General features: G+C 74.0%; 6 protein-coding genes and 1 rRNA gene. 3 read left to right on the top strand and 4 right to left on the bottom strand.

All coding sequences use genetic code 11. The features are described 5' to 3' along the window. Window positions 1-22 precede the first annotated feature (22 nt). Together ACFYO8_RS19455 and ACFYO8_RS19450 are read right to left on the bottom strand one after the other, a co-directional pair. The gene (locus ACFYO8_RS19455; protein ID WP_387257382.1) at window positions 23-1,732 is read right to left on the bottom strand and encodes a hypothetical protein; all 1,710 of its coding nucleotides are present in this window, start codon (window positions 1,730-1,732) and stop codon (window positions 23-25) included. Beyond that, a complete protein-coding gene (locus tag ACFYO8_RS19450) occupies window positions 1,732-3,609 on the bottom strand; it encodes a hypothetical protein (protein WP_387257419.1) in 1,878 nt (625 codons plus the stop codon). The genes ACFYO8_RS19455 and ACFYO8_RS19450 overlap by 1 nt, the downstream gene beginning before the upstream one ends. 168 nt (window positions 3,610-3,777) lie before the next feature. On the opposite strand from ACFYO8_RS19450, the gene ACFYO8_RS19445 reads away from it, so the two are divergent. The 3 genes from ACFYO8_RS19445 (at window position 3,778) to ACFYO8_RS19435 (ending at window position 11,382) form a co-directional block, all read left to right on the top strand. Further along, window positions 3,778-8,178, top strand: a complete 4,401-nt coding sequence (locus ACFYO8_RS19445; protein ID WP_354874922.1) for an alpha-(1->3)-arabinofuranosyltransferase — start codon at window positions 3,778-3,780, stop codon at window positions 8,176-8,178. Then, window positions 8,175-9,428, top strand: coding sequence for a polysaccharide biosynthesis protein (locus ACFYO8_RS19440; RefSeq protein WP_355015094.1), 1,254 nt, complete (start codon window positions 8,175-8,177; stop codon window positions 9,426-9,428). Before ACFYO8_RS19445 ends, ACFYO8_RS19440 begins: the two co-directional genes overlap by 4 nt. A gap of 136 nt (window positions 9,429-9,564) precedes the next feature. Next, a complete protein-coding gene (locus tag ACFYO8_RS19435; protein WP_354874934.1) occupies window positions 9,565-11,382 on the top strand; it encodes a VanW family protein in 1,818 nt (605 codons plus the stop codon). Window positions 11,383-11,442: 60 nt separating this feature from the next. Here the strand turns inward: ACFYO8_RS19435 and ACFYO8_RS19430 are convergent, their stop codons facing one another. Next, on the bottom strand, window positions 11,443-12,069 hold the full coding sequence (locus ACFYO8_RS19430; protein WP_354874918.1) for an NADPH-dependent F420 reductase: 627 nt from the start codon (window positions 12,067-12,069) through the stop codon (window positions 11,443-11,445). A gap of 213 nt (window positions 12,070-12,282) precedes the next feature. After that, window positions 12,283-12,373 (bottom strand): 5S ribosomal RNA (gene rrf / locus ACFYO8_RS19425); the annotation flags it as partial.

Raw genomic sequence — 12,373 nt, 5'->3', positions numbered from 1 at the left:
TGGTGAGACGTGCGAGCGGACGTTACCACGCAGTAGCTCGCCGGCGTAGGGTCGAAAAGGCGGCAGCCATGACCGCCAGAACGGCAGTTCCGCACGCGAGCACGACCAGCCAGCGGCTCGCTCCGGCCCGCGGCGGCGAACCCGAGGCGGCCGGGTTCCGGTAGAGGCTCAGCGACTCCCCCTCGTACCGGAGGTCGAGACCGGCCAGAACGGCCGGGTCCACTGTGCTCGGCGTACCGTGCTGCACCACCACCCAGCGCACGCCGGTGGCCGAGACCGGCCGCCCCTCGGCGAGCACCCGGCGCACCTCGCGCAGGCGCGGATTCTCCCCGGCCACCGCGATGTCGTCGACCACGAGCGTGTCGTCGGTGAGCACGGTTCCCGGCAGATAGCGGGGCGCCGGGTCCAGCACCACCCGGCCCGGGTTCCACGGATAGGCCCGGTAGGTGGTCAGCGGCAGGGCGAGGATCTCACCGGGATCGTCGGGCAGGCGCTCGGCGACCGCCCGCCAGTCCGCCGGGTAGCGCACCGGGCTGATCCGGCCGGCCCCGCCGAACGCCAGGTCCGGCATCGCGGCCACCGGCAGGAGCAGCAGCCCGGCCAGCACGATCCCACCCACCTCGCGGTCGATCCGGGCCACCAGCCGTTCGGCGCCCAGCGCCGCGCACACCACCAGCACGAGGGCGTACGGCGCGAGGAACTTCTGGCCGTCGCGGAGCAGCCCCGCCCCCGGCACGTGCGCCACCGCCCAGCTCAACGCCGCCTGTCCACCGGGCAGCACCGCGAGGGCGGCCAGCAGGTACCCGCCACCGGCCAGCACGCCCAGCCGTACCGCCGCGCCCGCCGGCAGCCGGCGTCGCAACAGGCCGACGCCCACCACGGCCAGGACCACGAGCACCACAGTCGCCAGCGGGGCCAACATGGCGGACCGGCTGGACGGGGTGGCCTGCGCGCTCCAGATGCCGCCGGTGCCCGCGAGCGCCACCAGCGGGCCGGCCCAGTTCTCCGCGCGTGCCGCGAACACCGCCACGCCGGCCGGATCGGACGTGCCGCCCGCGCCGGTCACCAGGGCCGCCACGATCCACGGGGCGTTCAGCAACGCGACACCGCCCACCGCGACCGCGGACAGCCGCAGCCGGGCCCGGTCCGTCGCCAGCACCAGCACCGTCGCCAGCGCGATCAGGCCGCCGGTCGGGGTGATCGCGGCGGGCGCGGCGAGCAGCACCACCCGAGCGAGCGCGCCGTCGCGGCCCGCCCGCAGGTCCAGCGCCGCCCGCACCAGCCAGGGCAGTGCGGCGTACGCCAGCAGCAGCCCCCACTGCCCGATCAGCAGCCGCTCGGCCAGGTACGGCGTCCACGCGTACGCCACCGCGGCGACCAGCCGCACCGCACGCCGCCGCGTCGGCACCAGCCGTCCCGCGCCCACCGCGGCGAACAGGACCGCACCGGCCAGCGCCACCCGCTGCACCACCCAGCCCGGCACGAGCTGGGTCACCAGCGAGACCAGCGCGTCCATCGGCACCGCCCGGGGCAGGCTCTGCGCCGGGGCCACCAGATCCCAGCTCAGCGGCTGCCGGGGCACGAACACCATGTCGTACCGCAGCGCGTAGCCCGGCGCCGCGAGCGGGGCCAGGATCAACGCGGTGGCGACGATCGCCACGAGGTACAGCGGAAGCGTCTCCCGCCACCGCTGGGCCGCGGGGCCGCCACCCTCGGCGGGACGTCCGGTCATTACGGCTTCGGCACCGCCTTGCCGATGGTGATCAGGTTAGTGCACAACCTGACCCCGGGGGTGTTCACCGTGAGCTCGACGGCGGACCCGGCGCCCTCCAGCATGAAGTACACGTCGTTGAGCCCCTCCGTCAGCGTGATCTCGCGGGTCGCCTCGCCGAGCTTGAACACCGCGGTCGAGTCACCGGAGCTGACGTAGCCGAAGTGCACCACGTACGGCCACTCCACCAGGTAGCCGTCCATCGGGATCCGGGCGGTCCGGCCGCCCTCGGCCAGGTGCCCGCAGCCCTCCACGGTGCCGGGCGCGACCTTGCGCCCCTCGACCACCACCGGCCGGATCCGGCCGTTCTCGTCGAACGTCGACGGCTTCTCGCTCATCGTCACGAACGTCGGCCGCCGCTCCGCCGGACGGAAGAAGTGGGACTGGAGGTTGTCCGGCCAGAAGTACCCGGCCACCACGCGGTCCGGCACGGCCGTGTCGAAGAAGACGGTGCCCGGCGGCGCGGCGGCCAGCTCGGCCTGCGTCGTGGCCAGGTAGTCCCGCCCGTGCTTGATGCTCCAGTTGTCGCCGAACCGCGCGGTGCTCCACAGCGTGCCCACGCCGATGGTGGCCAACAGCACGACCATGGAGACCAGGCCGACCGCGAAGGCTCCCGGCTCCCTCAGCACCGTCGGCAGCGGCCACGCGGACACGTCGCCCTCGTCGCTGTCCTTCATTCCGAGCAGCGCCACCCCGACGCAGATCGCGGCCACCAGCACCACGTCCGCGACGTACCGGGGGACGACGCCGACCAGCGGCCCGAGCGGGCCGCCGAGCCGGGTCACCGCGAACAGCGCCGCGACCAGGCCGAGGTAGCAGGCGAGCAGCAGCCAGGCCCGCCCGGCGGACGGCCGCCGCCGCACGGTGACCACGACCAGCGCCGCGAGCACGGCCCAGGACAGCCACTTCGCGATGTCGTACGGGTCGGACAGCGGCGGCCCGTCTCCGGCGTACGTCCAACGCCACGGCCCGCCGAGCAGGCCCGGCACCACCGTGTCGCCGATCAGGTCGCCGAGGAAGGTGAAGACCTGCCCGACCGAGGTGGGCTCGTCCAGCCCTCGGGCCGGACGGGTCAGGTAGTACGCCAGGTATGCCCCGGACAGCGCGGTGAGCAGCAGCCACGCCGGCCAGAACCGCACGACGGTGGTCACCAGGCTGCGCCACGCGCGTCCCTTGGTGAACAGGAACGCGGTCAGCAGGAACAGCAGCGGCACGATCAGCAGCGCCTTGGTGTCGAAGAGCAGGCCGAACACCACCCAGAGCGCGACCAGGACGAGGTGCCGCTTCCGCCCGGTGCGCACGTACCGGACCTGGGCCGCCACCGCCAGGACCAGCGCGAGCTGCGGCGGCAGCACGAGCAGCCCGACCAGCCACAGCGACGACACCTCGAGCGTCAGCGGGCTGAACAGGAACAGGCTCAGCGGGACCAGCAGTCCCCAGCCGGGCCGCAGCAGGTCACGGAGCAGCCGGTACAGGGCGATCCCGACCGCCGCCTGCCCGGCCGCCAGCAGCAGGATCCACGGCCAGGCGGCGAAACCGGCCGCCCGGACCATCAGCCACGCGACCGCCAGCCCGGCCGGCATCAGGTGGTTGTTGAACGTGCCCAGCAGGTAGTCGGCGTCGAGCCGGGTGTCCAGCACCTGCGCGGCGATGACGAACTCGTCCTGCGAGAACCAGCCACGGGCGGCCAGCCCGGCGCGCGACGCGACGGACACGACGATGAGGGCGATCGCGACCGCGCGGACCCGGTCGGCAGCTACCCAACGACCGATCGGTCCGGGCCCGTCGTCCTCCGCGCCGACGGCTGCCGGACGCGTCTCGGCCGCTGCTTGTGGCATTGACATGGTCGGCAGCCTGCCACACGCTTACCTGCCGTGGGGACGGCCGTTCTGCCGATAACGCCCAGCACCGGCCCCCGGTCGCCGCTGCGAGCCCGTTCCGGATAACGTCGCGCGACACGCGTCAAGTTGTAGGGCGCGTACGGCCGGCGGAGACAGGAGCCGAAAATGCGGGCGGACGGGACGACAACGCCGCCGACGGGGACGGATGCCCCCGTCCGGGAGACCGGCCGTGCCCGGCAGACGGCACGGCGGTTCCGGCACCTGACGATCTGCCTCGCGCTCACCGCCCTCGCCTTCCAGCAGGCGCCCGGGCAGGTCGTCCCGGACACCAAGGTCGACCTGAACGTCAATCCGGCCGGGTGGCTGCTGCGCTCGCTGCACCTGTGGGATCCCACCGGCACGTTCGGCCAGCTCCAGAACCAGGCGTACGGATATCTCTGGCCGATGGGCCCGTTCTTCCTGCTCGGCACGGAACTGGGCATCGCGCCGTGGGTCGTCCAGCGCCTCTGGTGGGCGCTGCTGTTCTGCGTCGCGTACCTCGGTGTGGTGCGGCTGGCGGGCCGGCTCGGCATCGGCAGCCCCGCCGGCCGGATGATCGCCGGTGTCGCGTTCGCGCTGTCCCCGCGCATCCTCACCCAGCTCGGCTGGTCGTCGGTGGAGTCCTGGCCCAGCGCCGTCGCGCCGTGGGTGCTCATCCCGCTCGTGGGGCTCGCCCGGGGCGCCCGGCTGCGCCGCGCGGTCGCCGGGTCGGCGGTCGCCGTCGCCTGCGCGGGCGGCGTCAACGCCACCGCCGTCGCCGCGGTGGTGCCGCTCGCCCTGCTCTGGCTCGCCACGCTCAAGCCCCTGCGCCGCCGCGTCACCGCCCTCGCGGCCTGGTGCGGCGCGGTCGCCCTGGCCACCGCGTGGTGGCTGATCCCGCTGCTCGTCCTCGGCCGGTACAGCCCGCCCTTCCTGGACTACATCGAGACCGCCCGCAACACCACGAGCGTCACGGACGCGGTGACGACGCTGCGCGGCGCGTCCTACTGGGTCGCGTACCTCGCCTCCCCGTTCGGCGCGAACATCCCGGCCGGCGCGCGGCTGGCGAACGACACGCTGCTCGTCGTGGCCACCCTGGCGGTCGCCGCGCTCGGGGTGCTCGGCCTGTCCCGGCGCGGAATGCCGCACCGCCGGTTCCTCATCACCGGCCTGCTGCTCGGCGTCGCGCTCGTCGGCCTCGGGCACACCGGTGACCTGCCGAACATCCTCGCCGGGCCGCAGCAGCAGTTCCTCGACGGCATCGGCGCGCCGCTGCGCAACGTGCACAAGTTCGACGTCCTGCTCCGCCTGCCGCTGGCGCTCGGCCTGGCACACCTGGTCAGCCTCGCGGTACGCGCCGCCCGGACCGCCCCCGAGCAGCGCCGTGGCCGGGCCACGGCCCGCGCCTGGCTCACCGCCGGCACGGCCATGGTCGCGGTCGCGGGCGTCGCGGCGCCGGCGCTCGCCGGTGGCCTCGCCACCCCGGGCGCGATGAAGGACGTGCCCGGCTACTGGCACGAGGCCACCGACTGGCTGGACGCGAACACCGGCCGCGGGCGCGTGCTCGTCGTTCCCGGCGCGCGCTTCCCCGCGTACGACTGGGGCAGCACCACCGACGAGATCGCCCAGCCGCTGCTGGACAGCCGGTGGGCGGTGCGCAACGCCATCCCGTTCACCCCGCCCGCCACGATCCGGCTGCTGGACGCGATCGAGTCGACGCTCGCCACCGGCGCCGGCTCGGCCGGCCTGGCCGACCTGCTCGCCCGCTCCGGGATCAGCCACGTCCTGTTCCGCGCCGACCTCGACCACGGCCGCTCCGACACGGCCCGCCCGGCGGTCGTCCGGCAGGCGCTGGAACGCTCGCCCGGCCTGAGCCGCGTCGCGTCCTTCGGCCCGGTACGCGGCGGCTCCGACTCCCCTGACGAGTTCCGCGACCAGGGCCTGGACGTGTCCGGGCGGGCGCTTGAGGTGTACCGGGTGGACCGGGCCGTCCAGCCGGTGGTCGCGTACGACCGCGACGACGTGACCACCGTCGTCGGCGGTCCCGAGTCGCTGCTCGACCTGGCCGCCTCGGGCCAGCTCGGCGCCGCGCCGACGGTCCTGGCCGGCGACGCGAAGGCCGGCGAGTCCACGGGCCGGGTCGTGCTGACCGACGGGCTGCGCCGGCGCGACGTCTCATTCGGCCGGCTGCGCGACAACTCCTCCCAGACGCTCACCGCCGACGACACCTTCGCGGTGTCCGCGCCCGCACACGACTACCTGCCCGACTGGGGACCGGAGTGGTCGACTGTCGCCCGCTTCGAGGGCATCCGCGGGATCCGCGCCTCGACCGCCCGCTCCCAGATCGACGCCACCGGCGGCGCCCGGCCCGAATACCAGCCGTACGCGGCGATGGACGGGAACACCGCCACGTCCTGGCGGTCGGCGCCGCACTCGCGCAGCGACAGGCAGTGGATCGAGGTGAACCTGGCGAACCCGACCCGGGTCACCCGGGTGGAGGTGTGGTTCGACCTGAAGGCCGACGCCCTGCCCACCACTGTCACCGTGACCGCCGGGTACGAGAGCCGCACCGTCGAGCAGTTCGGCGACCACATGGTCTTCGAGCTGCAGGGCGTGCACGCCACCCGCAAGGTCGAGGTCTCCGTGGACGCCGCGTTCGACCTGCGCCCGTTCGGCGACAAGTCGGTCGGCATCACCGAGATCAAGATCCCCGGCGTCGAGACCAGTCGGACGCTCCAGTTGCCCGCCGCGCCCGCCACCGACCAGCCGGCCGGCGTCGTCGTGTCGGCGGCCCCCACCACGCCCGCCTGCTTCACCGTCGACGGCCGCCCGCGCTGCTCCACCGACGCGATCCGCGGCTCGGAGGACGCCTCCACCATCGACCGCACCTTCACGCTGCCGGTGGCCGGGACGTACGACGCGAAGCTGTGGGCGCGGCCGACGCCCGGCCCGGAGCTGAACGCCGCCCTGGACAAGCTGGTCACCGACGCCCAGCCGCTGCGCCTCGCGCCGCAGGTCACCGCGTCCTCGACGGCGGTGCCCGACCCGGCCGGCCGGCCCGGCGCGGTTCTCGACGGCGACCCGGCCACGAGCTGGTCACCGGCGCTGAACGACGAGGCGCCGATCCTCCGCCTCACCTGGCTCGAACCGCAGGTCATCAGCCGGATCCGCTTCACCGTCGAGGAGGGGACGGCCGCCACCCGGGTCGGCAGCGTACGGGTGGTCGGCAACGACGGGTTCCGCAGCAACCTGCTTACCAACGACGGTGTGCTCACGCTCGACCCGCCGATGCGAACCGACTCGATCACCATCCAGTTCCTGGACAAGCCGTCCGCCACCAGCGCCGACCCGTACCGCCTGCGGCTGCCCGAGCCGCTGCCCATCGCGGTCGGCGAGGTGACGGTGCTGCCCCTCGGGACCACTGTCGCACCCCGCCCGGAGACGCCGCTGAAGCTGCCCTGCGGATCGGGCCCGACGCTTCAGGTCGGCTCGTCCCGGATCACCACCACGCTCACCGGCACGGTGCGCGACCTGCTGGAACTGCGCGAGATGCCGGTCACCGCCTGTGGCCGGAAGACGCCCCGGCAACTCGACCTGGGCAGCGGCGAACACCGCGTCGTCACCACGGCGGGCACGCTCGCCACGGCCACCCGCGTCGCGCTGGCGCCCCGTACCGCCACGCCCGTCGCGGCGGCCACCGCCGGCGACATCGAGGTGGGTTCCTGGTCGGCCACCGAGCGGCGGGTACGCGTGACCGAGCACCCCGTCGACCGGGTGCTCGCGGTCCGGGAGAACACGAACACCGGCTGGCAGGCCACCATCGGCGGCAAGACGCTCACCCCGCTCGTGGTGGACGGCTGGCAGCAGGGCTGGATCCTGCCCGCCGGGGCCTCCGGGGACGTGGTGCTGCGGTTCACGCCGGACACCCCGTACCGGATGGGTCTGTTGCTCGGCGGGGTCCTGCTGGCGGTGGTGGTCCTGCTCGCGGTGCTGCCCGATCGCCGGCCCGCCGGGGATCGCGCGGTCACCGCCGTGCCGGCGACCCGGCGTCGGCTCACCCGCTCGCTGCCGCTGCTCGCAGTCGGCGCCGCCGCGCTCGTGCTCCACAGCGGCCTGCTCGGCGGCCTGCTGGTCGCGGCCGGCTTCATGCTCGCCGTGCCCGGGCCGCGTCGCCTGCCCTGGGGCGGCGACCCCCGGCGGGTCAGGCGGATCGTCCGGGCCGCCGAGACGTGGCTTCCCGGGGCGCTCGTGGTGCTCGCGGGATGGATCTACCTGGAGTCGGCCGACCGGCACACCGACGCGCTGCCGCAGCTCGTGACGGTCGCCGCCCTCGGCGCGCTCTGGCTCTCCACGACGGCCCGCCGACGGCCCGTACGCCGGATCCGCCCGGTGGCGGCCCCGGCCGTGCCGGCCCCCCGGGCGCCGGAAAACGACGCCGAGCCGGTTCCGGATCGGGATGCGGACCTCGACGACCGCGCCGAGCCGGACTCGGACGGGCGACCGGGAGCGGACGCCACCCCGGTGTCCCGCGTCTCGGAGATCACGTGAGCGAGGGCCCGCCGCAGGCGGCGGACGCCCGGAGAACCGGGCTGGGGGCGGCGGGCGTCGCCGTCACGCTGGCCGGTGTCCTGGTCAACGGCCTGGCCTACCTGGTGCCGGTTCTCGCCGCCCGGAGGCTCGACGCGGACGACCTCGGCGCGCTCGCCACCGCCCTCGGGCTGGTGGCCATCGCCGGAGTGCCCGGGCTCGGCCTGCAACTCGCCGTCGCCGTGCACCACGCCCGGCACGGCCCGTCCGACACCCGGCGGCTCACCGTGCTGACCGCCGCCCTGTGCGCGGGGGCGCTGGTGCTGGCGACGCCCGTGCTGGTCGCCACGCTGGACCTGCCGGTCGTGGTACCCGCGCTGCTGGCTGTCACCACGGCCTCGGTGGTGCTCTCGTCGCGCTCGCTCGGCGAGTTGCAGGGCGGCCAGCGCTTCCTGCGACTCGCCGCCGCGATGGCGCTGCTCGCCGCCGCCCGCTACGGCGGGGTGATCGTCGGGCTGCTGCTCGGCGCGGGCCTGACCGGCACGCTCGGCATCGGGGCGCTCACCGCCGCGCTGGCACCCCCGGCGCTGGCCTGGCTCACCGGCACGCCCCGGCGTCCCTCTGCCGTCCCGCGCCTGACCGTCGCCCAGGTGACCGCCGGATGCGGCGCGACGCTGGCGATGCTCGTCGTCTCCTACGCCGATCTGCTGCTGGCCCGCCAGATGTTGCCACCCTCGGGCTCCGGCGCCTACTCGGTGGGGACTGTCCTGACCAAGGGCGCGCTCTGGGCGCCGCAGGTCGCCGCCGTCCTGGCCCTGCCGCGCCTGGCCCGCGGGGATCGCCGCAGCCGCACCGTCGCGCTCGCGGTGACCGGCGCCTGCGGTCTGGTCCTGGTGGTCGCGTCGGCAGTGGCCGGCGGGCTGGCCTTCCGGCTCGTCGGCGGACCCGACTACACGGCGCTGGGCCGGTACGCGCCGCTGTTCGCCGCCGTCGGCGCGCTCTACGCGGTGACGTTCGTGCTGCTCAACGACCGTCTCGCGGGGGGCGTCAGGTGGGCGGCGGCGCCGCTGTGGTTGGGCACCGCCGCGCTGGTGACGGTCGCCGTCGTCGTACGCCCGCGTACCGTCGGTGGCCTGGTCGTCGCGGCCCTCGTCACGGCCGTGGTCACCACGCTGCTGATGGCCGTACCGGCGCGTCGGCGCACGGCCGGACCTCCGCCCGCCGCTGTCCGTGCGACGCTGCACACCGCGGCACGGCCCCGAAACGGGTGATCGGTGCGACACCGGCGGTCAGCCGACACGACCGCCGGGCCGGACACTCCCGGTGGGTCCGAGCGTTGGTTACCGTAGGTGTCTCCCGCGGGGGAAGCGGTCCCCGCGTGTACTTCCGATCGAGGTTGCAGTGACGATGTACGGCGACAAGATGCCGGCTGCCGACGACCGACCCACCATCAAGGTGGCGGCGGTGAGCTGGCCCGGCGTCGAGATCGAGCCGGTCGCCACACCACCCGGAGGCGGCGCGGCCAAGCCCACACGCTCGCGACGGACCCGGCTGCTGCTGGCCGGGGGGATCGTCGCGGCCGTTCTCGCCGGCGGCGTCGGCCTGGGCGCCTACGCGTACGCCGGTGACGTGCCCCGCGGCACCACCGTGCTCGGCGCCGAGCTGGGCGGACGCAGCAAGGCGGAGGCGGCCCAGACGCTGCGCGCCGAGCTGGAACGCCGGGCCGGCACGCTCAACGCCCCGCTTGCGGTCACGGTGGGTGAGAACAAGGCCGAGGTGAAGCCGTCCGAGGTGGGCCTCGCCATCGACGTGGACGCGACAGTGGCAGCGGCTGCCGAGGCCGACGCGCACGCGGTGAGCCGCCTCGTCAGCTCCCGTACGGTCGACCCGGTGGTCACCGTCGACCAGGCCAAGCTGGGGGCGGCCCTGCGCAAGGCGATGGGTGAGCAGGGGCGCGAGATGACCATGCCGGCGATCATCTGGACCGGCACCACACCGAAGCCGGTCTACCCGAAGCCGGCGCTGACGATCGACACCGACGGCGCCACCGCCGTGGTGAAGGCCGGCTGGCTGGCCGCCGAGCCGGTCACCGTGCCGCTGGTCGAGAAGTGGCCGGCCACTTCTCGCGAGGAGGTGGACCGCCTCGTCGCCGAGCTGGCCCGGCCCGCGGTGGCCGCGCCTGTCACGCTGACCACCGACGGTGGCTCGGTCACCGTCCCACCCGCCGCCATCGCCCGGTCGCTGCGCTTCTCCGCCGACGACGCCGGCACACTCACCCCGACGGTCGACGTCAAGCGGCTGCGTGCCGCGCTCGGGGACCGGCTCACGAAGCTCGAGGTGGAGCCGAAGGACGCCGGCCTGACCATCAGCGGCGGCAAGCCGAAGGTGGTGCCCAGCAAGGCCGGACGCCAGGTCGACGCCGCCGCGCTCGGCCCGGCCCTGCTCGCGGTGCTCCCGAAGACCGAGGGCCGTACGGTCACCGCCGAGCTGAAGCCGGCCGCCCCCGAGCTGACCGAGGCGGAGCTGGCGAAGCTCGGCATCAAGGAGCGGGTGTCGAGCTTCACCACCCACTTCACCGGCGGTCTCTCCTCGCCGCGCAGCCAGAACATCGTCCGGGCCGCGAAGGACGTGGACGGTGCGCTGGTGAAGCCGGGCGAGACGTTCTCGCTCAACGGGCACACCGGCGAACGCGGCTACGACCAGGGATACAAGGACGCGCCGACGATCGTCGGCGGCAAACTCGTGCCGGGCGTCGGCGGCGGTGTCTCCCAGTTCACCACCACGCTGTTCAACGCCACCTACTACGCCGGGCTGGAGGACGTCGAGCACAAGCCGCACTCGTTCTACTTCAGCCGCTACCCGGCGGTGATCGAGTCGACCATCTACTGGCCGCAGCTCGACTTCAAGTTCCGCAACAACACGCCCCACGGGGTGCTGATCGACACGTCGTACACGTCCAGCTCGATCACCGTTTCGATCTGGAGCACGAAGATCTACGACAGCGTGAAGACCGAGTACGGCCCTCGCCGCGACACCACCCAGCCGAAGACGGTCTACCTGACGCCCGGGCCGACCTGCATCGCCGCCGCCGGCAGCGTCGGGTTCGCCCAGGACGCGTACCGGGTGATCAAGAAGGACGGCAAGGTGATCAAGCGGGAGAAGTTCAGCTGGCGCTACGATGCCGAGCCCCGTTTCATCTGCGCTCCCGAGCCGGGCGACGACTGATCCGCGAAACGCAGAAGGCCCCGTCGGCGACGTGCCGACGGGGCCTTCTGCTCACGCTTCTCAGGGCCGCGCCGTGGCCAGCCCTTCGCGTACGCCGTCGGCGTCGCGGTCGGTGCCGTAGACGGGCGTGTCGGGCTGCTGCCGCCAGCTCTCGTCCAGGGTGCCCGCGTCGACCGGGTCGAAGCCCAGCTCGTCCACCAGCCCCATGACGATCCGCTTGGCGTCCGCGTCGTCACCGGCCACCGGCAGCGCGATCCGGCCCGCCGTGCCCGCCGGCTTGCCCTCGTCCATCAGGTGCGCGGCCTGGATGTTGTTGAAGGTCTTCACCACCCGCGCGCCCTTGAGGTGGTCAGCGGTCCAGCGGCTGGAGCTGAGGCTGCGGTCCAGCAGCTCGGGGATGTCGCCGTCGCGCTCGGGGTAGTAGTTGTCGGCGTCGACCACCAGCTTGCCGTCGAAAAGCGCCGCCGGGAGCTGCGGCACCGCCTTCAGCGGGATCGCGATGACCACCAGTTCCGCGCCCTGCACGGCCTCCTCCACGGAGACGGCACGGGCGCCGGTCTCGGCGGCGAGGTCGGTCAGGCTCTCTGGGCCGCGGGAGTTTGCTACCGCGACGTCGTGACCGAGTGAACGCAGACGACGGGTGAGGGTGCCCCCGATGTGCCCCGACCCGATGATTCCGATCTCCATGCCCACTCCTGTACCCCGTGTGGTCGGACCTGATCGCGGTTCCGGCGTACGGCACGTCACGTTTCCCGGCCACCGAGCCGGCGGGATACCTGGGCGTGCGTCGTCGGTCCCGGCTCGACGGTACGAGACCGAGGTGGCCCGTCGTGGTGATTCCGGGGCATGACGCGATTCAGGGCCACCCCCGGTTGGGGGTGGCCCTGAATTCGAATGTTTGTCCGGCGGTGTCCTACTCTCCCACACCCTCCCGAGTGCAGTACCATCGGCGCTGGAGGGCTTAGCTTCCGGGTTCGGAATGTTACCGGGC

Source organism: Micromonospora sp. NPDC005257, from assembly GCF_042872445.1.
GTDB lineage: Bacteria > Actinomycetota > Actinomycetes > Mycobacteriales > Micromonosporaceae > Micromonospora.
The sequence above is the reverse complement of the archived record's forward strand: the minus strand, read 5'-3'. Positions and strand labels throughout refer to the sequence as shown.